The following is a 21398-nucleotide window of genomic DNA, read 5'->3' as shown; positions in this document are numbered from 1 at the left end:
CGAGACAGCTGCTACGGGCTGCGCTCCGTGGGTGACGTCGCTCGATGACGGCCGAACCATGGGCTGCGGGGATGCGCCACGGTTCTCGTTGCCTGCGGTGCCGCGTGAGGTGTTGTCCTGAGACATGGGTTCTCCGTTGTGACGGATCACGGATTGATCCACTCGACGATGGCGCCCTCGGGAAGGGAGACCCAGACGCCGGCCGAGTTGGCGACCGGTTCTTTGATCTCTCCCAGCTCGTTGACGTGGTGCTGATCCTCAATGAATATGTCGCGTGGCTCAGGGTAGGTGCTGAGGTAAGAATTCGCGCCCATCCAGCCCCCGACCCACGTTGATTCACTGATTCGGATGCGTACCCAGCACCCGCCTCTGCGCGGTGCGGCGAAGTCCCAGGCAGTCGGGGTAGGGCTGTACGCGCTGCGGCGCTTGCCCGGCAGCCTAAGCCAGCGCAGCCCCCGTCTCGTGGAGACCGGGACCCAGGTGAGCGGCCCGTATGCGATGAAGGCCAGAGCCGCAGGCAGGACGATGCCCAGGATCAGTAGCCCCCAGGCGATCTCTCGCAGGTGCTGCGGAGCCCAGGCGCGTGGGTTAACAAGCATCGCGTTGGCGCGCTCGCCGCGCACGAGCAGGTAGACGACGAGATAGAAGGCGTCCAGCAGCGTGCTAACCAGCAGCGCCTGCAAGATGCGGCTGGACATGTCGCGATCGTGGCCGCGAAGTCCGGCGTACCTGGTACGGACCGCGGCGTGAACGACCCCAGGCAGGACCATCACCAGAAACACTGCGACGTTGAATTGGGTCGCCGGGATTTCCATTCGCTGATCGTCCCACCACGACGATCGCCAGAACCTCCATAAAACTCAAGCCGGGTGACCGCTCCCACGGCGCCTGACCTCGCTAGCCGCTCCGATATCGGTGACGTGGTGCGTGCGAAGGCTGGTTGTGACAGGTACGCCCGACGGCCCCGGCTCTACCCACTCCGGGAATCGTACAACTGCTTGCCGTCCGGGTTGCGAGCCGACGCCAGCGTCCGTGGCTGACGGCCCTCTAGCGGACATCAGGTGTTCCTGGCGGGTGTTGCTCTCGGTGTCAGCACCAAGTCATGGACCACCCCACGGACGTGACCGCGCAAGGGCCGCCCGAACATTCTGGCCGACGGCTCCGCTGCGCTACGCCCTCAATGTCGAGCCAGGATGCCCGGTCTTTCCCCCTTGACGCGCACGCCCTCGGGCAGTCCCACCCGGCACTCGCCACCGCGGCACCACCACCCGGAGCGCACCACGCGCCCCGAGAAGGTGCCGCACCCACCAGCGCACCGCGCGCGAGCACCCGGGAGACACCGATCATGCTGTTCAACTTCGTCATCGAGGGAAACATCGCCCAGGCCCCCGAGCTCCGCTTCACCGACTCCGGTGTCGCGGTCTGCAACCTGCGCCTCATGTACAACGGCCGCTACCGCAACAACGCCGGCCAGTGGGTCGACGGACGCACCGTCGCCATCGACCTCACCTGCTGGCGCCAGCTCGCCGAACGCGCCGCCGAACTCAACAAGGGCGACACCATCATCGCCGAGATCGGCGACGACCTACGCGCCGAGTCCCGCAACAACTACACGTCCCTGCGCGCGACCGCCCAGAACATCTCGGTCTCCATGCGCTGGCACCCCGCCACCAGCCTGCGCGAACCCCGCCCCACCGACCAGCAGTCCCAGCAGCGCCCAGTCCTGAGCGAGGTGCCCGCCGACGGCGGCTACTCCACCGGCATCCCCCAGCCCGCCTGACCCACCCCGCAGTGCCCGGGTCGGCCCCTCAACGGGGGTCGACCCGGGCGCACTCCGCCCACATCTACCCTGGCCCCCGCGCCCGCATCACTTCCAGGAGCACGCATCCTCATGCCGGTCACCGCGCGGTTCGCGCTCAAGAACGTCGCCCCCGATAACGCCCTGTCCATCTGGGGCGCCCGCCTCAACGTCGACCGCACCGGATACGTCGACCTGCCCCCGGACCGCTACGGCTGCGACGAGAGCCCCTACAGCGCCGCCCTGACCAACCTGATCAACTGGCGGTACCCGATCGACACGATGCGCCAGAACGTGAGCCATCTGCTGACCGACGGCAGCCTCAGCCCGGCCGAGTCCCGCGACGTCATCCTGTACCTCGATGAGCAGCTCGGCGTGCACGCGGACTCGCGGGCCTCCCACGGCTACGTCTACATCACCGCCTGGCTCACCCAGTCCCGCGTCACCCTCATCCTGGACCCCGCGACCGTCACCCCGGCCGAGCTCGCCACCGAAACCCGGCGCAACATCAAGGCCTACCCCACCATCGCCTCCCTGATGACCGCCCGGCCCGACCTGGCCGAAGGGTTCCAGCGCCTGTCCACGACCCGGGAAATCACGTCCCGGTCCTGGGATCGGTGGCCCCGGGAAGCAGCCGGCCTGGTCTTCCAGGAGAGCACCGACACTCTCACCCCCGTCCTGCCGGTCGATGCGACCAAAACCCACCACGGCAGCACCGGGTACGGCGTGCGGTGCATGGAGTACCAGCTGCCCGTCTTCACCTCACCCACCTCCCGATCCCTGGCCCTGAACCAGCGCAGCGACTGGAACATTGACTGCCCCTGGTGCCTACAGACCAAACCCGACTGGGCCTGAACACGATCTCGACACGGGCTGAACGTACGTGAGTGCCCGGACCCCAGGGGGTCCGGGCACTCACCGTTTTGTCGATCACGGGTTACTGCTTCAGGTGCCGTCCTGGTCGATCAACGCGCTACGAAACACATTCTTCGGCCGCTGCGCGTTGGTGGTCGTCATGCCGTCGTTGGCTCGGACCCAGTGTTTCCCGATGAGCGCAGTGAATCCGCAGAGGCCGCGAAGTCCGATGAGTCGGGGGCGGTGGGGCAGGCCGTCTGCTGGCTGGACGATGCAGTAAGACGGCGATGGCGGCGGGGACCGCTCAGGCGCCGCCCGTCAGTGTGGGCCTCCAGGATCTCGCGCAACGCCACCGCGCCCAAGCCCGTCAGCTCCCGCAGACTGACGGCCGTTTCGCCGAGCTCGTGCAGCCGCGCAACCGCCAGTTCCATGTCGTGGCGCGGCGCCGCGCAACGTTCCTGCGCCTGCGCCACGATCTGCTGCGCGCGTTCGGTCGCTGCCCGCATGATCTCCTCACTCTCCCCCTGCGCCTGGTAGAAGCCCGTGAGCGCTGCCTCCACGGAGGCTTCGCGTTCCATGACGCGGGTGTCCCGGGCCATCTTCACTGCCCGCGCCTTGCGCAGCGCCGCCATCTTCACCGTTCCCCGGCGCCCACCCTTGCGACCGTTCGTCTCGGGCGCCGAGGCCGCCGACGCGCTCTGCCCGGCCTGCTTCTGCTCGGTCGTTTTCTGCTCGCCCTGTGCCTGCGTGTTCGGCTGCGTTCCCGAACCGGTCTGCGCTTTCTGCGATGTCGTCATGCCCAGCACCATCCACGCCACAGGCACTCGCCAGGAAATCACGTCCCCGATCACACGACTTCGCCCCATCCGCAACGACGCCCAGACCAGAGCGCGCGAGGTGCAGCACTTCTCGACCTGCACCGCACATGACTCAGCCGCCAGCCAGGCCGGCGACACGATCGCCATCCGGCGATCGATGCCAGCCCACCTTCCAGCCAATCACCTTCCAGTCAGAGCAGGAAAACCTCCGACACCTCTTGCATGAGCAGTCCCGACCCGAGAACCTAGACCCATCAAAGACATTGACAGAGAGGCCATTTCGTGACGCCAGGGAACGCGGTGGACCGTTGGGGTTCAGTTGCGTCCGGCGGCGTCCGTCACCGTGTGCGGTCTGCTCGAACGACCTGTGTGGTGCAGGTTTTGGTGGGTGGTCTGGTGGTGGGCCGCGCAGCTTGTGGGGGCCGCTTCTCACGCCTCAAGAGCCTTCGGTCCCTGGCGGGACGACCCTTCGGGCCGCTCTTGACCCGTGAGCCTCGGCGGCTCCCACTCTCAGTCCTTAACGGTCAGGCCGGGGGCCTGACCGCTGTGCGCGCGGCCCACCACCAGCCCACACGACCAGACCAGAAACGATCCTCGATTCAGCTCCACGATGCGCGTGGTGGTGGAGCCGGCCGCACGGCAGGCCCGTTCACTCCTCGCTCTCTCAAGGCGCAGAGGCGGGGGTGGTTGGCGTGGTGATGACGATCGCGAAACTGACCGCCGGGGACGGCTACCAGTACCTGATGCGCGACATCGCCATCCTCCCGAACGCCACGCCCGCCAACCCTCAGGCCAATCCTCAGCCTGGCCAGGACCCCAGCGCCTACTACACCGCCGAGGGCAACCCGCCCGGTATCTGGATCGGGCGAGGGCGCCATCTGCTCGGCCTCAACCCCCGCGAAGGGCACAGCGTCCGGGTGGTGGAAGCCGAGCACATGAAGGCCCTGTTCGGGCTGGGACTGCACCCCGAGGCCGACGCGAGAATCGCCGCCTACCAACGAGCCCACATCACCGCTGGGATGAGCCCAGCCGAGATTGAGAAGGTCAACTCCGACGCCCTACGGTCGGTCACGCTTGGGCGCCCGTTCGCCGCGTACAAGGCGCTGCCGCCGTTCGCCGAACGCGTCGGTGAGCGCTTGGCCCAGATCATCGACGAGACCGGCCGCATCCCGACCCCGGCCGAGGAAAAGCGGATCAGGGCCGAGGAAGCCCGCCGCCAGCACGGCTCCGTCGCCGGCTACGACCTCGTCTTCGCCCCCGTGAAATCCGCCGCGCTGCTCTGGGCCCTGGACGAACGTAAGTGGGTTCAGGACGCGGTCATTGCTGCCCATCACGAAGCCAAAGACGCGACCCTGGCCATGCTGGAGCAGCATGCCGCGTTCACCCGGACCGGCACCAACGGCATCGCCCAGATCGAAACCCGCGGCCTGGTCGGCGTCTCCTTCGATCACTGGGACTCCCGCGACGGCGACCCCAACCCCCACACCCACGTCGCTCTTTCGAACAAGGTCCAGGGCATCGACGGAATCTGGCGAACCCTCGACGGCCGCGCCCTGTACCGACTCACCGTTGCGGCGTCCGAGCACTACAACACCGCGTTCCAGATCGCCGTCACCGCCCGGACCGGCGTCCGGTTCGAGGCCAAGAACATGGGCCGCGGCAAGCAACCCGTCTACGAGATCGCCGGGATCAGCCCCGCCCTGATCAAGGACTTCTCCCGCCGCCGCAGCGCGCTCACCGCTCGCTACGAAGAACTCACCAGCGCCTACCGGCACCAGCACGGACACGACCCCTCAGCCGCCGTCGCACACAAGCTCGCACGACAGGCCAACCTCGACACCAGGCAAGGAAAGAAGGCACCCCGCTCCCTGTCCGCGATGCGCACCACCTGGACGCAGCAGGCCCTCACCCGCCACGGCTCCCACGCCATCCAGCAACTCATGGCCGCCGTCCCCAACCCCAACACCGCGATCCCCGCCAAGCCGGCGGTGCAGGCGATTTCGGTCCATGAGCTGGCCGCACGGGTCGTGGCGAACGTGGGCGAGAAGCGCTCCACCTGGACCGTCTGGAACCTGCGCGCCGAAGCCGAACGGGTCGTCAAGGTCGCCGCCGCACAGCACCAGCCGATCACCGGAATCACCGCCCAGGAAGACGGAACTGAACCGACTACTGTCGTGGTCAGGAGCCTGGCCGACCACCAAACTGCGGTGAGCGCCGTGGTCGCGGCCGCTACGTCTCCGGCGCAGAGCATCAACGTCGAAGCGCCCGCGCTGCTGGCCGAACCGGCCAGCCTTCAGCGCTCGGACGGAACGTCGGTGTTCGTGCAGCACGCCGCCGGCCGCTACACCAGCCAGGCCCTCCTGGACGCCGAACAGCGCTTGCTCAACGCCGCCAAGACAGGCCCGAGCATCCCCGCCCAGGCTGCTCTCGGTACCGGGCCGCGTCCCGTGCCGTCCGTGGAGTGGGTGAACGCGACGCTCGACGGGTTCGAAGCCGTTTCCGGACGGAGTCTGGATGCTGGGCAGCGGGCCCTGGTCGCGGCGTTCGCGAGCGATCAGCGGATGCTCGTGGTCGGGATCGGAGCCGCCGGAACCGGCAAGACCACCGCCATGATCGCCTACCAGCACACCCTCACCGCCCAGCAACGCCGCCTCATCCCACTCGCCCCCTCAGCCGCCGCCGCGGCCGTGCTCGGCGACGACCTGAACACCCCAGCCGAAAACCTCGCCAAGTTTCTCCACGAACACCTGAACGGCCCCCACAGCGCCGAACTCGCGGCAGGTCGCACCGAGAACCTGCCCGAGAACATCCGCCGACTCGCCGTCCGCACCGGGGACGTGATCCTCATCGACGAGGCCGGAATGGCAGGAACTTTCGCACTGGACCGGATCACCGAGATCGCCGCCCATCACGGCGCGAGCGTGCGGCTGATCGGTGACTACCGGCAGCTGTCCGCCGTCGAATCCGGCGGCGCCCTCAGGCTCATCGCCTCCGATGCCGGAGCCGTCGAACTGTCCACGCTGCACCGCTTCCGCAACCCCGCCGAAGCCGACGCCACCCTCCAGCTCCGCACCGGCGACACCGCCGGACTGGGCTTCTACGAGCAGCATGAGCGGATCAAGGGCGGCTCGATCCAGGCCATGACCGACGCCACCTACGCCGGATGGTGGGCCGATGTGCAGGCCGGGAAGATCTCCGTGATGACCGCGGCGAACAACGCCGACGTCACCACCCTCGCCGCCCGAGCCCGCGCCGACCGCGTCACCGCCGGCCACGTCGAACCAGACGGCGTCACCCTGCACGACGGGAACACCGCCGGCACCGGGGACTGGATCGTCACCCGCCACAACCAGCGCCGACTGAGCTTGAATCAGGGCCGGGACTTCGTTCGCAACGGCGACACCTGGCACGTTCTTCACCGCCACGATGACGGCTCGCTCCAGGTCCGCCACCTCGAGCACGGCGGACAGCTTCGACTGCCCGCGGCCTACGTGAGCGAGCACGTCGAGCTCCTCTACGCCAGTACGGTGCACCGCACCCAGGGCTCCACCGTCGACACCGCGCACACCCTGATCGGGGCCGGGATGCTGCGCGAGCACCTGTACGTCGCACTCACCCGCGCCACCACCGAAAGCCACCTCTACGTCGCCACCCACCACCTCCTCCCGGTGGACGAAGACGCCCGCACCGACGCCGCCGCCCACGACCCCAACGCCCGCGCCGCCCTCGAAGTCCTCCACACCGTCCTGAACGCCGAAGGCGCCGAACGCTCCGCCACCCAGACCATCCGCGATGCCCTCGCCGACAGCGAATCGCTCGCCACGTTGATGCCGCGCTACGTCCACGCCGTCGAACGCGCCAACGCCGCCGAACACCGCCGCATCCTCACCCAGATCCTCGACCAGCCAGCCGCGACAACGCTCCTGAACGACCCGGCCTGGCCCGACATCGCCCGCGCCCTGCACACCGCCACCCGCGACGGATGGGACCCCCGCCACGTCCTGAAAACCATCACCACCGAGGACCTGTGGAACGACGTCCCGACCGTCCCCAGCCCCACCCTCGGCGGCAAGGACCAGCATGTACCTGCTTGCCTGGCCCCGGCCGGCCCCACCCGCGCGCAGGTCCTGGCTGACCGGATCGCCACCCTCACCACCCGGCACTACGCGCCCGCCCCGATCGCCCAGCCCACCCCCGACGACAGCACCCGATACGCACACCTCATCGCCGCCATCACCGGAACCCGCCCCGACCCCGCCCACGCACTCAACCACCCCACCGAAGCTGGCACTTTCGCGCCTATCCAGCGCCCCGAGCCGGTGGCCAGCCGCACCGTCTACAGCGGACTGCTCGGCCCTGTCATCGGTTCCCGCCTGGCTCAGAAGGCCACCACCGAGACCGCCTGGCCCGCCCTGCAGAACACCCTGCGGCGTCTCGACGACGCCGGGCACAACCCCGCCGAGCTCCTACGCCAGGTCGCCAGTCGCCGTGAACTCACCAACGCCCGGAGCATCAGCAGCGTCCTGACCTGGCGTCTGATCGACTACACCCGCAACCACCCCGCACCGTCCCCGGCACCTGCCGGAAGCACCGACATCCGACCAGTCACGGGCACAGCCCAACCCCAGCAGACCCACGATGCTGGCGAGGCCTGGACGAGCCTGGCCTGGCTCCTCAAAGCTCAGGAAGTCCAGGGCACCGACATCACCCAGATCCTGCCCACCAGCACCCCGACCAACGGCCGCTCGGCAACCCTGCAAGACCTGATCACCCACGTGCGCCGCTACGACACCACCCACACCCAGCTCACTCCCGCCAAGCCCCGCCTACCACCCTGGACACCCACAGCACGCACAAGCGATCCCTACATTCACGAGGCCGCCGAACAGATCCGCGCCCGGTTCCACCAGCTCGCCGAGCACACCCTCAGCGCCCATCCCGAATGGCTCACCACCCTCGGAACACCACCCGACGACCTCATCCAGCGCAGCACCTGGCTCAACCAGGTCGCCGTCGTGGCCGCCTTCCGCGACCAGCACCAGATCCCCGACGACGACCTCGCCCGGCCCCTGGGCCCCTACCTGGAGACCACGCACCCGCACCACCACGCCTACTGGCAAGCCGCCCACGCAGCCCTCACCGCCCACCAGATCGCACACCACAACACCCAGACACCACCCGCCGAAAGCGGCACCAGGAAACCCCGTTCCGGCGCTCTTGATCCGCACAGCGGCCGCCTGACCGCAGCCGAGATCTACCGCGCGCTTCCCGAAGCCGAGCGCCGCTACGTCGCCACCGGAGTCGTCGCCCAACTCGGCACCCTGCACATCGGCCCCGACCCCCAGAACACCGCCATCGGAGAACTCGACACCGCACTCCTGCACACCGCTCACACTGCACAACTTCACCGGACCCTGCGTGAACGTGGCCACCTCACCACCCCCACCGACAGCGCAAGCACCACCACTACGGCCGGTGCAGACCAGCGCAGCCGGCGAGCGACCGCACCCCGTCCTGACCGCGCTCGCAAACCTCGCCCGACCCAGACCCCGGCCGGAGAAAGGACACCCGCACAGCAGACCCGCCCCACGACGAACCCCACCACGGCCCCCGTACCCGCCCCATTCGTCAGGCCCGCAGATCCACAGCGGCACCGCACCAACCAGCCCCGTTGGTAATGGCAGCTGAACGGGTTTCGTCATCTGAGCGCATCACCCGCTAGCTAAGCTGACACGAAGTTCTGCTTGCGAACGCGCTACCTGCAACGTCTGACACCTGAGTGTCCCGGGGCTGAGCGAAGACTTCAGCGTCACGGAACGGGACAGGCCGTCAGACCTGAAGGATCGGGGTACGGGGATGGGACAGCGACCGGCGGATCTGGACCCCTCAGTCTCCAGCGCGGCCTACTTCGGTGCTCAACTGCGCCAGCTCCGCACCCAGCAGCGCCTGTCCCTGGCGCAGCTGGGGCGCATGGTGCACACCGGCGGCGACATGCTCGGCAAGATCGAGAAAGCCCAGCGCCGGGCAACCCCGGAACTCGTCGAAGCACTCGATGCTGCCTTGGGCGCCAACGGCTCCCTGAGCCGCGCAGCACCGGCCACCGGGCTGTCCGGGGACTCTCTGTTCCCTGGCGACTTCCCCTTCGCAATGCCGCGGGGACGTGCAGCCGTTGCCCCGGCGATCGAGGGCCTGCGGGACATGCTGCGTGGGCTCCGGCAGGTCGATCACGCTCTGGGATCCGGCCCGGCCCTGGCGATCGTGCGAGCCCAACTGCAGGTCGCCGATGCGATCCTGGACAGCGCCGCAATCCCTTCCGAACGACGTTCAGCGCTGGCCGTCGTCGCCGAGATCCACCAGCTCGCGGGTTGGATGCACTTCGACCGCGGAGAACTGGCCCCTGCAGAAACGTCCTTCACCCGAGCCCGGGCTCTGGCCCAAGAGGCCGACCAGGACGCTCTGACCGCCTACGTTCTCGGACCGAGCCATGCCTTCATGACCGCCAGCCACGGGCACCTACCCCTCGCCCGAGAACAAGGAGCTCAAGCGCTGGCGCACGCCCGCCGGAGCGGCAACCACCGTCTGACCGCGTTCGTGATCACTATCGCCGCCCGGATCGAGGCCAAACTCGGCGAGGAACAGTCCTGCCGAACGATGCTCGATCTCGCAGCCACCGAGCTGCAATTGGCGCTCTCGGGTGCTTCGAGCAGCCCGGATCCGGACTGGCTGTCCGTGTTCGACGAAGCCGCGCTCGCTGGTCACGCCGGGAGCTGTCTCCTGGATCTGCGCTCGCCGGCCGCTGCCATCACCTCCCTGACCCGGCAGGACGAAACCGCCAACGATCTGTTCGTGCGCAACCGCGTCATCTGGCAGCTCGACCGCAGCGACGCGCACCTCGCTCAGACGGAACTGGACGCCGCCTGCGACGACCTGTTCAACGCCTGGCGAGCAGCAACCGGAACCTCATCGATCCGGCTCAAGCACCGACTGGCCAACAGCCTCAACAACCTCACGCCCTGGCGCGACACGCGCCAGGTCAAGCACCTACAAGCGCGCATCGCCGCCCACGCAGCCTGACCCCGCCGCAACGTCGATCTGCCTACATCGGGTCTCTGCTGTACGGGTAGGTCGCCCATTCCAAAGTCTGAACAGCGCCCGCGCTATCACGTCGGACGAGGAGACGTTCGCCCTGGGCCCGGCCCTCCACAGCGCGGTACTCATCCGCAGCTGTCCGGTCGAATCGGGTGACGGATGAGCACTCAGTCTCAGCTAGGTGGGCGTGCAGGGCGTCACTGCGCCAAGTGAAGACCGTCTCCTCGGATTCCGACCACCAGCGTCCGAGGACCCCCACAAGCTCCGCCGGGCAGGAGGACCTGCCCGAGGCGTCAACAGTCTCGACAACGCTAGAGCTCGGGGTCGTGCGAGCGAGCTCTTCGAGAATCTCGACGGTCAACTCGCCCAGCCGCACGCCCCGAGTGACGTTGGCCAACGCGACGACCACCGTTCGAGATTGGCGGTCCAACGTCATCGAGGCCAGGAAACCAGGCATGGCACCCGTATGGCCGGACAGCACCGTGCCCTCGCGGCGATTGAGGATCAGGCCCAGCCCCCAGCCCTGGGTCCACGACCGCTGATCGACCATGACCTGAGGGCGATGCATCGCCTCGACCACGCTCGCCGGGATCACCTCCGGCGCCCCGCCCATCAGGGCGTCGCCCCAGGTCAAGAGGTCGGTGATGGTGCTCCAGAGTTGGCCGCCGACACCGATCACTCCCTGATCCATGACCGGCTCGGGAAGGACCCGGTGCTGGTAGGGGTCCAGGCGGTAGCCGGCGGCGGCCTGGCCGGTCGGCTGCCAGGTGGTGCTGTTCAGTCCTAGCGGCTTGAGGAGTTCGTGATCGATCAGGTCCTCACAGGTCTGGCCCGTTACTGCGGCGATGACCTGTCCCAGCACCGCGTACCCCAGATTCGAGTACGCCCACCTGACCCCGGGCTCGTCCACGAACTCAGCCCGGGCCAGCAACTCCAGGAACTCCGCACGGTCCGGACCCTGCATCGAGGCCCACATCGGGTGCGGGGCCTCCCGCTGCAGGCCGCTGCTGTGCGACAGAAGCTGACGGATCAACGGTCGGCCGACCGCCGTGCCGGGAAGGTATTCCTCCACCGGCTTATCCAGGCTCAAGTGCCCGCGCTCGGCCAGCAGCAGCGTGAGCGCGGCGGTGAACGTCTTGGTGACCGAACCGATCCGAAAAGCGGTCTCGGCTTCCATCAGCTGCCCGGAGTCGATGTCGGCAACCCCACCGCTGACTAGGTGCAGCTCACCTCCAGGCCGGGCGACTCCCAGCGCCAAGGCGGGTGGACGCTGCTGGGTGAGTACCTCGTTCATGCGGCTGCGCAGGTACTCGTCGAATGCAGCACTCATGCCTGATCTCCAGCGGTCATGGGGCCAGCCTGCCAGCCGCGTCCCGGTCCGTCACGGTCCATGGCCAAGAGCCAGGCGAGAGGGATGCGGACAACGAGGCAGGTCCGCATCCAGCCACCACGGACTTCGGCCCGATCTCTAAACCTGCTGCAGAAGGCCTATTTCGTGTCTCGACGATAAGTGTGCCGGTGCCGTTGGTCGCTGGAGGCGATGACCGGGCTGGATGTTGGCGTCACGGGTGCCGGTGGGGATCGTCGGTGGACGGGGCGAAATAGAGCTGGAGCATGTCGCTGGTCCAGGCGGCCTGGTGCTGATCGCCGCGGGGGCCCATTTCCTGGAACCAGGGTTTGATGTCGAGGACCGGGGTGCCGTCGACGGCGTCGAGGTCTTCGACGTGCAGATCGAGCCCGTCGACCTTGAGCAGCCGGCAGCGTGAGACACCGAGCCAGTTGAGTCGACGCATGTTCCGGTGACCGAAGATGCCGACCTCGGGCCAGTCCGGATTGTCTCGTGGACGCCGCGCGCCCAGATGCAGATCCGTGGGATCGGTGAGGTGGAAGCGGAAGACAACCTCGAGGTGGGAGAAGCTGTCCAGGCCGGCGGTGGCTTCCGAGGAGAAGCGGTCCGCATCGATGCGGATGATGGAAGTGGTCCCACCCCAGTAGTCGTCGGTGGGCTCGACCCGTCCGCCGACCACTCGGGCGATCGGGACAACCTCGAAGGTCTCGTCCATGGCTACTTCGGCTCCCTTGCTGTCGCGAGGTGCGGCGGTTCCGGTCGTCAGGCGGGAAGAGGATCGGGCGGATCAGGCAGGGCTCTGGCGCAGGTAGGCGTCGGCCCTGGTGATGATGTCGCTGGTCGCGCGCACGTTGCGCCGTTGCAGAGGGACCAGGAGGCTTCGCATGTTGGTGGCGACTTGGCGGGTTCTCCCTGATCGGACACCGTCCATCGCGGTCAACGATTGCGACCAGGTGGCGCAGGCTTGATCGACGTCGCCTCGTCGTAAATAGACCTCGCCCAGGTAGCCGAGAGTCACTGCGTGGGTGCTAGTGAACGTCACGGCCTTGCGGGTCTTGACGCTGTGGTCGAACGCCTCAATCGCACCCTCATGATCGCCGAGGTCACGCAGCGTGCAAGCCGTCTCATGAGCAAGGCTCGCTTCGCCGAAGAAGAAGACCCGGCTCGGTTCAAGGTCTCCCGGCTCCGCGGAACGAAGATCGTTGGAGGCTTGCAAGAGAGCCTTGGCAGCTTCTGCGGGCTGTCCGTCCGAGGCCAGGGCTCGGGCCTGGACGACGCCCAGCAGCGCGCGCTCGCGTGGTGTGGCCTGGGTGTACCGGTCTCCAGTGATCGACGCGGTGGACAGTTCGACGGCCTGTCGATGGTGCCCCAGGTCCACGGCCTGATGAGCCATGGCTCGAAGGACATGACCGGCCATCGCTGGGTCGTCGGCTTCTGCGGCGAGCTTGACGGCGACGGAGAAGAACCGTTGGGCCTGCCCGTGCTCGGCGCTGTCGAAGGCCATCCAGCCGATCAGATAGGCGAGCTCACTGGCCGCGCTGAACAGATCGCGGCGCATCTGGTCGCTGCGGAAAGTTCCGTGCAGGTACATCTCGACATCGCTGGTCAGGTACCGGTGCGCGGCGCTGCGGGCATGTATTCCGCCTCGCCGCTGATCCATCCTCGAGAACATGGAGATCATCTCGCGGACCGCCTCGACGTCGGCGGGCCCCACACTGAGCGAGCCGTTCGAAGCGCGGGTACGTGCGCCCATGCGCTGCCACCAGGCTTCCTCCGGAAGAGCCAGGGCAGCCACCGAGAACGCCGCAGCACCCAGGACCTGACGGCGTTGCAGATTCACGTCGTCTCTCCTGAGGTCGGCCAGCGCGGTCAGCGTATCAACGCCCCAATCCAGGCTGGAGGCCGCGAGTAGACCCGTCGCCTTCTGCCGGTCGGACGTCAGGCCAAGGTCGTCGACGGTGATCGTACGGCCCAGCTGCCGTGAGAGCGCTTCGGCCAGAACCGTTGGGGCCCGTCCTGATGGTTGAGTTCCGGCGACCCAGTGAGAGACGTGGGAGCGTCCGACGCCTGCCAGCTCTGGAGCGTCCATCTCCAAGGCCACTCGAACCACCGCACGCGCCAAGCCGGCGTGAGAGAGTCGGCTTTCGGCTATGAGTGCAGCGAGCAGTACGTTCGTCGACCTGTCCGCCATCGCCGCCCCCGGTCGCTGGATGATCTTTCACCACGTTCACCATGCTGAATGGGCGCAAAGCATACCCAGATGACCTCACACAGGGTTGGCTGATCTCGCACAGGGCAAGGAGCCGCAATCCAGCACTCCGGCCCCTGAGCGCCGCCGGGGCTGGCCTGCCCCTCAGCCGTTGACAGGGAGCCGACCATGCCTACCTCCCGCGCCAGGACGAAACACGGCGTGGGCGATGGGCAGGACCCCTTGTTCGCGACGACCTTGGCTGCGTCAGAGCTGCAGGTCTGGCGGGGCTCACGTACAGGGGCCATGCGGACAGCCAACCTCGTCCGCATCCGGCACCTTGTTCAAGGTCAACGGTGAGACTCAAATGAACCTGTAGACATTGCTTTCCACACCGATCGGGCGCGTACTGAACGCGTTCCGTCCCAAGTCAGCTCGTTGCTGATCCGGAACGATCCGTACCAGCGCTGCCGCTCATCCGGAGCAGCACCGAGCGCACGACCGCCCCGGGCCACGTGGCAGACCTGCGCTGCTGCGCAGCCCGGGGCCACCAGAACCATGCTCTTGGACCAAGTGACCGAAAGGAATTGCCAGGCAGTGGGCATCGAGCCGCTCACTGGCCCGAAGACCGGATCCACGCCGGGCACATCGTCTTTCTCGCCTGCCGTGGGTCCCCTAGAAGCGCCGGGACGGGTGACAGTCACCCGCCGACACCCTCCACCCGTTCCGGCGCACGGGCCGATCGAGACGCCGCGTTCCAGCAAATGTTTAATCCTCACGCATGAAAGGAAACCTGGTGCTGGGAACTAAGAGTGAATCTGCCGCCCCGACGCCGGGAGCGGAGAGGCTGCGCCAGGGAAGCCTTCTCTTTCGGTGGCCGGCGTTGATGGATGAACTGATGGGCTCTGCCGCAGAACAGGCCGCCCTGGTTGCAGAGTTCGCTCATCCGGTCAGCCGTGACGCCGAACGGGGACGAGTGGACGTCCTGGACCTTGGTTGCGGTACCGGCCGCCTCGTCGGAGCACTAGCCGTCGCCCTGCCGACCGTTCGCTGCACAGGAGTCGACTGGCAGCCCCAGCTCATCGAATATGCCGAACACGAATATCCCGAGGCGGTCTACCACGTCGCCGACCTCCGATCGGTACACCTGCATCGCTCCTACGACATCATCGTCTGCCTCGGCGACGCTCTCGCGCATCTGAGCCCCGAAGGTATCGACATCGACCGCGCATGTTCCGTTTTCGCTGAACACGCACGACCCGGGGCTACGCTCCTGATCGGGACGAGGACGCACGCCGCGCCCGTCCCCGAAGAGCGACGCATTCTCGCGCCCAAGCCCGGCCTTCTGGACGGCCCCGTACAGCTACGCACCTCGGTCGACGTCGACAGCCAGCAACGCCTGACACTCCATCGGGTATGGGCTTTCGCCCATGGCCCAACCGTGCGAGACCAGCTCAATCTCTGGGCCCACGACCCCGATTTTCTGTCGCAACGTCTGGCGGAAGTCGGCTTCCACCGGCGCGACGGCCCGGCCCCGGTCATGGCCTTCACCTTCGACGGGCAATCCGTCTGAGGTCAGGCTCAGATAGCGGTCCTTGCGAAGCAACACTCTCTCAGCATTGCCGAACCGGCTGAGCCCTTTGCAGCTGAGGTTCACGATCGTTGGGAAGGGACCGTCACGGGGGCGGTCCCTTCCCGGCGCCAACGCGCCACGAAGCTGGCCCGCCAGGGCCCGCATCAGCCTTGTACGTCAAGAACAGGGGGTTGAGGTCGGGATGATCGGCTCGGCGCTGGTGAACATCCGTGCAACTGCCCGGCAAGGCGGCCCATCTGGGCGAGCGGCAAGAATCCTATGGCTGCACTGCACCGACCGCTGGTACTTCGGCGACTTCCTGCGCCATTCCGTCTGGTTGCGGTCGCTGATCCAGGAGAATCCCGGGGCGACGATCGATCTCGCCTCCCATCCGGACTACTTGGCCCTGTACGCCGACGGCCGGTTCGGTCAACTCTTAGACGTCCGGGATCCGCCCAACCCCTGCGATCCTTACGATCTGGTCGTTGCTCCAGGACCTTTCGAGATCGATCCGGATTCGATCATGAGCAACGGAGTCCTTGCTCCTTCGGGATCGACGTCTCTGATCACCTGGGACCGCGGCTGGTCGTTGCGTCCTCACGGTGCTAGCGCCATCCGCGGAAACAAAGACGATCTGAACTACTTCCGGGCAGCCCACCCCGGATCGGCCAGCGAAAAGCCCCTGCAACTGTGGAACGATGAAGTATCGCTGCCTGGCTGGCTACCTCCGTTGTTCACGTCGCAGGAGAGGGCCTGCGTCGAGGAGGCGCTGGCCCGGAGATTTTCTGGGGACGCGCCGGTCATCGTGTACAACCCGACGGCTTCCAACGTGTTCACTCGAGACACCGACGTCCCCAAGGAGGTCGGCAATAGCCTGATCGCTCGTGAGCATGTGGTGGTTCTGAGCCGGCTGATCGATCTTTTCCCCGGGCACCAGTTCTTGGTGGCCGCAGCTCTCAAGGACGGCGATGATGTCAACGCCGAGATGATCTCGGCAGTGTGCACCGGCGCTGATTCACCGCGGGTGGCATCCTTGTTCGACCTGGAGCATCGTGATTTTCACGGGCTGCGTGGTTTCGCGGGCCTGCTGGCCTCGCCGCGAATCTGCTCGTCGGTCGGCTCGGGGACGGGAACGAATACGCATCTTGCTGCTGTGCTGGACGTTCCGAGCCTGTCAGTTGAGCGAGGCGCTGATGCAGCGATGCTGAAGAACTGGTCCAGTAACGGTTTCCAGATGGGCTCGTTCCGCTGGCGAAACCCCGCTGTGTGCGCTGCGGTCCACACGCTGGACTGGAGCAACCGCAACGACGCCGCCCTCGAAGAGGTCGCGCTCTCCTTCCTGGCGCATCATTCCCTGCACCACGGGGACACCCGCTCGACCCTGTTTGCCGACCTCAGGTCCGTCACTCCGCCGATAGTGCGTTTTCATGAATCCTGGCCGGAGCAGCCGTTGGCCGCGACAACCGCCGCCCGGGAAGTCTTGGCACTTCTGCGCTCTCCCGCTCGCCGCTACTACGAGGATTTCTCCGACGAGGCGACTTACCTGAGCTTCCGGTACGGGCTGCGCCCACAGGGGCTGGCCACGGTGACCGAAGCCATCAGCAGCGGGGACGACGAGGTACGCCGCACGGGCCTGCAACTCTTCCAGGATTCCAACCTTCACAAGCTCGCCACCCACCTCTACCGCGTGCTCCGCCCGGCAGACGGTGCAGGCGACAAGCGCACAACTGGTCACTTGGTGGCTCACCGATGACGCTCACCGCTTCGTTGGCCCCGGCCAGCCGCGTCCGAACGCTCCAGGTTCCCCCACGAACCCTCGAAGCCGCAGACGCTGGCGAGCTCTCGCGTCCGGACCATCGAGTGGTCCGGACTGTGACCCGAGCCCTACACACGCTGGGCCTGACCCCGGAAGGGCCCATCCGGCGATGCCACACCTTGGCCAGCCGACCGAACCGGCAGGTCGTACACACCACCGTCCATACGACCTCCGACCAGAGAACTGACCCATCCCTCCACCCCGAGCCCCGACCCGCCACGACGGATGTCGTCGGGTCAGGATCATCGTGGGGCGTGGCGGTGAAGGTGCTGCTGGATCCCGACGACGCCGCCAAAGAAGCCTTCGCATGGGAGCACTCAGTTGCTCGGCATCTGCACCAGATCGCCGGCAGCCACCCTGAGGTCCACGCCGGGCGCCGTAATCCTGTCGTGCAGATGCTTCATGCGGAGCCCATCGACCTGGGGGACGCCTGCGTAGCCGTTTCCCTCTTCGTGGACGCTTCCGGTGACCCGCTGACGGTGGCCTCGTGGGCACAGACGCTGGGCATTCTTCATCAGATTGGCTGCATGCCAGAGGCATTAGACCTGTTGGAGGATCATCGAGCCACTAACGTTCTCTTCGGCCTTCGGGCTGATTCCATGCTGGAGGCGCTGAACCGGCCTGGTCACCCGTTCCACGACGATGCCGGCCTGGTGAGGGAGTTCGCGCTCACGCTGCGCGAGCGCACGATGAGAGCGATCCGCGTGGATCCGCAGCCGTTGCTGGTCCACCGCGATTTCCATCCGCTGAACTGCATCAACGCCTCGGGCGGGCCGGTGGCGATCGACTGGCAGGATGCGAGCTGGGGCAACCGATCGGACGACTTCGCCTGGCTGCATCTGGCCGTGCGCCGCTTCGACCGCCCGGTACTGATGCTGCGCATTGCCCAGCACGCCTACACCGCCGCAACTGACGGTATCTGCCCGAGCCAGGAGCAGATCGAAGCCTCAGGCCAGGTTCTGGAGCTGCTGTGTCTGGGGTTCTCGATCATGAACGCTGACCAGGGCCCCGAGTACCTCCAGGAGTGCCTCACCGAACTGCCCATCCTGAGTGAAGCGAACGCCGTCACCGGCCCGTGGCGGATGCTGAACAATCCCGCGATCTTCGCCCCCGGGCTGGTGATCTGACATGACCAGGACCCGTCACGAGCAGGGTCTGCTTGCGGATCGGATCCGCCTCGATGAACAAGCCGTCGCCGAGGCCGCAGAGATCCTGGACCTGCATCTGGCCGGCACCGAGGCAGTCTCGCTCGGCCGGACCGGGATCTACCGGACCCTCGTATCAACTACTCAGATGCCTGCACCGTCGCCCCCCATCAAGGCTCTCCCGGACGGTGCCAGCGTGGCGGCTGCGCACGTGACCCGGGACCAGGACTCGCTGACTCCATCGGCGGAGATGCACACGCTGGTCCGTCGTCTCTGGGAGTTGGGGGCACCGGTCGCGGCTCCGCTGCACGACCGGATCGTCAGCACACGACATGGCGATGTCGGCTTCTGGGCATGGATGGAGCACACCCCGCTGACCGCCGCCCAGTGGGGTGCCCTGACCGGGGCGCTGCACCGGGCCGGAAGACACCTGCACCACCCCCGGACCTACGAACCCAGCCGCGTCTTTCAGAGCCGCCTCCGTCGCGCCCGGGAACTGACCTCCACACCCGGGCACCCGCTGTACGGAGCGGGCAAGCTGGTGCGCTCATTCGAGGCGGCCCTCGATACCGCCGTTGACGAAGCCCGTCGCGCCGCCACCATCGGCCCGTTCACCCTGGTCCACGGGGACAACCAGCCGGCCAACATCATGCGCGGGCACCAGGGGCTCGCCCTGATCGACTTCGAGCGCACGATCACCGCGCCCCCGGCCCTGGACCTGGCCGGCCTGCTCCTGGGCATCCAGCACTACGCCTACCCACCGCACGCCGCGCAGGAGTTCCTGACCGGGTACGGACCGGACGCCCCCACCCTGGACCAGGCTCGCCCCTACGCCCGGATCCGGGAACTGTCCGGTGCCGTCGTCGCCATGATCCAGTCCGGCGACAACCCACAGATGGAACAGCAGATGCACATACGCGCCGTCGCGATCACCAACCCCGGCCAAGGCGCCCCCTGGACCTACCTCAGCCCAACCCCCACGAGCCATCTCACCAGCGAGCCCAGCAGAAACACTGAAGACGACTGCACCCACGTTCGCGCTGCTCCGGCCCCAAGTGCGCCACCGTAAATCGAACCGGCATGGGGCAGGCTCGTCACCGGCAACGCGATCGGCCCGTGCACAAGAACGCCGGATCGTCACCAGACAGGTCAGTTAGTGCGGACAGAACGGGGAACGACGTGCAGACCTTCAAAGGCAAGACCGGATTCGCTTTCCTCGAGGAACGCGAGACCAGACTGAAACAACGGTGGTTTCACTACTCGCCGCCGGAGACCTTCTCCCACATGTTCCGCAGCCCGGACTGGCTGCTCTGGAAAGACGGAGACCTCACCGGCTCCGTGAAAGCCATGTACGAGCACACCCAGGACGGCGAGCGCGAGAACGACCGCAGCAAGGTCTGGGCCCGCAACGGCGTCGCGGTGCACCGTCTGCAGGTCGTCGACGCAGCCTCCCTTGCTGATCCGGGGAGCGCGCTGAACTACCTGCTGACCTACCTGGCGGTCACGCATCCGGACGAGGACCGGATCATCATCGACGGCGACGCCTGCACCGCCAACGGCGTGGATCTGCCGGACGTGGATTTCCTGATCCACGACGAGGACCTGGTGATGACGAAGTACGAGGGCGAGCCCCGGGTCATGTACCGGGACCTGTTCTGGAACGCCCCACCGGCCGAACCGGGCGAGGACGATGACCGCCCCACCTACCGGCGCTACGCCGAACTCGCCGAGCAACTCCTGGCCCAGCCCCAAGCGCTGACGTACACCGGGCCCTGGTCCGGCCTCAGCCTGATCCAGCAGCTCCGGCCCCACTGAGTGGCTCTTCAACGTGCCTGCCCATTGACGGTTCTCATGGAAAGTCGTTTCATGACAGCGAACTTCACCAACGTCACCACAACCGACGGCAGCGGGAGGCCGCGGCGGGTGTTCCTGCTGGGTTGCCCGCGGTCGCGGACCTCGGTCAGCCAGACCGTGGTGAGCCTGTCCTGTCATCTGGCCACGATGAAATCGACCAACTGGTACCTGGGCCACCCGATGACCGTGATCCTGAACGGCCAAATCGGCACGTCCCGGCAGGACGCCCGGCCGCCGTCAATCAAGCGGGTCCGCGATCACGTACGAGACGTCACCGGGGTCGACCTACCGGACGGTTTCCGGCTGGAGGAAGCCCTCGATCTGCTCGCCACCGAGACCGGGGCGGCCGGGTGGCTGGAGAAAACCCCGATCAACGTCCTGACCATCCCCGAGATCGAAGCCGACATCCCCGACGCACACTTCGTTCACCTCGTCCGCGATCCCGTCGGCGTCATCACGTCCTTGATCCGCCGCACGCGCCAGAACCCCGACATGTTCGGGGCCGCCCACCAGAGCGTGCAATCCAACGATGAGGCCTTGTGGCGGGCCTGCATAGAAGCGACCCTGGCCCAGCACGGCAAGCCCCGCCACATCGTCGTGTCCAGCGAATCCTTCGTCGACGCCCCCGAGGTCCAGGCCCAGCGGATCGCGGCCTTCCTCGACGTCCCGTACCTGCCTCCGGACGATCCCCGTCGTGTGGCCGCAGCGGCGGCGATGAAGCCGTCCGAACGCGCCTGGAAGAAGGACGCGGTCGGACCGGTCCGCCGGATCGAGCACGCCGAAGACATCGAGCTCGCGCCGCTGGAGCCGGCCACCGTCCAGCTCTGGGAGCAGGCCCGCCACGAGTTCGGAATCACCACCTGACCTGGCACGTCGCCGGTACTTCCTCTGTCCTTCTGGCCCTGTCTAAGGAG

15 protein-coding genes are annotated in these 21398 nt (G+C 67.1%); 10 read left to right on the top strand and 5 right to left on the bottom strand.

Features of this window, described 5'->3' with window-relative positions; genetic code table 11:
- Positions 1-146: 146 nt before the first annotated feature.
- Positions 147-815, bottom strand: a complete 669-nt coding sequence (locus LR394_RS35135; RefSeq protein WP_231448995.1) for a DUF6338 family protein — start codon at positions 813-815, stop codon at positions 147-149.
- Between the two features lie 365 nt (positions 816-1180).
- On the opposite strand from LR394_RS35135, the gene LR394_RS35130 reads away from it, so the two are divergent.
- Entirely contained in the window at positions 1181-1780 is a 600-nt protein-coding gene (locus LR394_RS35130; RefSeq protein ID WP_231448994.1) for a single-stranded DNA-binding protein, read from the top strand.
- A 111-nt stretch (positions 1781-1891) separates the two neighbouring features.
- Positions 1892-2653, top strand: coding sequence for a hypothetical protein (locus tag LR394_RS35125; protein ID WP_231448993.1), 762 nt, complete (start codon positions 1892-1894; stop codon positions 2651-2653).
- Positions 2654-2811: 158 nt separating this feature from the next.
- On the opposite strand, the gene LR394_RS35120 is transcribed toward LR394_RS35125, so the two are convergent.
- Positions 2812-3618 carry a hypothetical protein gene (locus tag LR394_RS35120; RefSeq protein ID WP_231448992.1) on the bottom strand — a complete coding sequence of 269 codons (807 nt, stop codon included), beginning with the start codon at positions 3616-3618 and terminating at the stop codon, positions 2812-2814.
- A gap of 551 nt (positions 3619-4169) precedes the next feature.
- Between LR394_RS35120 and mobF the strand changes: the two genes are divergently transcribed.
- Both mobF and LR394_RS35110 read left to right on the top strand, forming a co-directional pair.
- The gene (mobF, locus tag LR394_RS35115; protein ID WP_231448991.1) at positions 4170-9149 is read left to right on the top strand and encodes a MobF family relaxase; all 4980 of its coding nucleotides are present in this window, start codon (positions 4170-4172) and stop codon (positions 9147-9149) included.
- Positions 9150-9327: 178 nt separating this feature from the next.
- On the top strand, positions 9328-10545 hold the full coding sequence (locus LR394_RS35110; RefSeq protein WP_231448990.1) for a helix-turn-helix domain-containing protein: 1218 nt from the start codon (positions 9328-9330) through the stop codon (positions 10543-10545).
- Positions 10546-10567: 22 nt separating this feature from the next.
- Here the strand turns inward: LR394_RS35110 and LR394_RS35105 are convergent, their stop codons facing one another.
- The 3 genes from LR394_RS35105 to LR394_RS35095 all read right to left on the bottom strand — a co-directional run bounded on the left by LR394_RS35105 (position 10568) and on the right by LR394_RS35095 (position 14009).
- On the bottom strand, positions 10568-11890 hold the full coding sequence (locus tag LR394_RS35105; protein WP_231448989.1) for a serine hydrolase domain-containing protein: 1323 nt from the start codon (positions 11888-11890) through the stop codon (positions 10568-10570).
- 232 nt (positions 11891-12122) lie between these two features.
- On the bottom strand, positions 12123-12623 hold the full coding sequence (locus tag LR394_RS35100) for an SAM-dependent methyltransferase (RefSeq protein ID WP_231448988.1): 501 nt from the start codon (positions 12621-12623) through the stop codon (positions 12123-12125).
- 72 nt (positions 12624-12695) lie between these two features.
- Positions 12696-14009 (bottom strand): tetratricopeptide repeat protein, encoded by a 1314-nt coding sequence (locus LR394_RS35095; RefSeq protein WP_231448987.1) that lies wholly within the window; start codon positions 14007-14009, stop codon positions 12696-12698.
- Positions 14010-14982: 973 nt separating this feature from the next.
- Here LR394_RS35095 and LR394_RS35090 point away from each other — a divergent pair.
- The 6 genes from LR394_RS35090 (at position 14983) to LR394_RS35065 (ending at position 21348) form a co-directional block, all read left to right on the top strand.
- On the top strand, positions 14983-15669 hold the full coding sequence (locus LR394_RS35090; RefSeq protein WP_231448986.1) for a class I SAM-dependent methyltransferase: 687 nt from the start codon (positions 14983-14985) through the stop codon (positions 15667-15669).
- A 202-nt stretch (positions 15670-15871) separates the two neighbouring features.
- Entirely contained in the window at positions 15872-17422 is a 1551-nt protein-coding gene (locus LR394_RS35085) for a hypothetical protein (protein WP_231448985.1), read from the top strand.
- 317 nt (positions 17423-17739) lie between these two features.
- On the top strand, positions 17740-18612 hold the full coding sequence (locus LR394_RS35080) for a phosphotransferase (RefSeq protein ID WP_231448984.1): 873 nt from the start codon (positions 17740-17742) through the stop codon (positions 18610-18612).
- A gap of 1 nt (position 18613) precedes the next feature.
- Positions 18614-19699: a phosphotransferase gene (locus LR394_RS35075; RefSeq protein ID WP_231448983.1), complete on the top strand. Its 1086-nt coding sequence runs from the start codon at positions 18614-18616 to the stop codon at positions 19697-19699.
- A gap of 110 nt (positions 19700-19809) precedes the next feature.
- Positions 19810-20445, top strand: a complete 636-nt coding sequence (locus LR394_RS35070; RefSeq protein WP_231448982.1) for a hypothetical protein — start codon at positions 19810-19812, stop codon at positions 20443-20445.
- A 51-nt stretch (positions 20446-20496) separates the two neighbouring features.
- Positions 20497-21348 (top strand): sulfotransferase family protein, encoded by an 852-nt coding sequence (locus LR394_RS35065; protein WP_231448981.1) that lies wholly within the window; start codon positions 20497-20499, stop codon positions 21346-21348.
- Positions 21349-21398: the final 50 nt, after the last annotated feature.

The organism is Kineosporia babensis (assembly GCF_021129305.1).
Lineage (GTDB): Bacteria > Actinomycetota > Actinomycetes > Actinomycetales > Kineosporiaceae > Kineosporia > Kineosporia babensis.
This window is presented reverse-complemented; position numbering and strand designations above follow the sequence as displayed.

Excerpts from the sequence above, each read along its gene's own strand:
- LR394_RS35135 (WP_231448995.1), bottom strand. The coding sequence starts at position 815 with ATGGAAATCCCGGCGACCCAATTCAACGTCGCAGTGTTTCTGGTGATG.
- LR394_RS35130 (WP_231448994.1), top strand. The coding sequence starts at position 1,181 with ATGTCGAGCCAGGATGCCCGGTCTTTCCCCCTTGACGCGCACGCCCTC.
- LR394_RS35125 (WP_231448993.1), top strand. The coding sequence starts at position 1,892 with ATGCCGGTCACCGCGCGGTTCGCGCTCAAGAACGTCGCCCCCGATAAC.
- LR394_RS35120 (WP_231448992.1), bottom strand. The coding sequence starts at position 3,618 with ATGGCGATCGTGTCGCCGGCCTGGCTGGCGGCTGAGTCATGTGCGGTG.
- mobF (WP_231448991.1), top strand. The coding sequence starts at position 4,170 with ATGACGATCGCGAAACTGACCGCCGGGGACGGCTACCAGTACCTGATG.
- LR394_RS35110 (WP_231448990.1), top strand. The coding sequence starts at position 9,328 with ATGGGACAGCGACCGGCGGATCTGGACCCCTCAGTCTCCAGCGCGGCC.
- LR394_RS35105 (WP_231448989.1), bottom strand. The coding sequence starts at position 11,890 with ATGAGTGCTGCATTCGACGAGTACCTGCGCAGCCGCATGAACGAGGTA.
- LR394_RS35100 (WP_231448988.1), bottom strand. The coding sequence starts at position 12,623 with ATGGACGAGACCTTCGAGGTTGTCCCGATCGCCCGAGTGGTCGGCGGA.
- LR394_RS35090 (WP_231448986.1), top strand. The coding sequence starts at position 14,983 with ATGGATGAACTGATGGGCTCTGCCGCAGAACAGGCCGCCCTGGTTGCA.
- LR394_RS35085 (WP_231448985.1), top strand. The coding sequence starts at position 15,872 with ATGATCGGCTCGGCGCTGGTGAACATCCGTGCAACTGCCCGGCAAGGC.
- LR394_RS35075 (WP_231448983.1), top strand. The coding sequence starts at position 18,614 with ATGACCAGGACCCGTCACGAGCAGGGTCTGCTTGCGGATCGGATCCGC.
- LR394_RS35065 (WP_231448981.1), top strand. The coding sequence starts at position 20,497 with ATGACAGCGAACTTCACCAACGTCACCACAACCGACGGCAGCGGGAGG.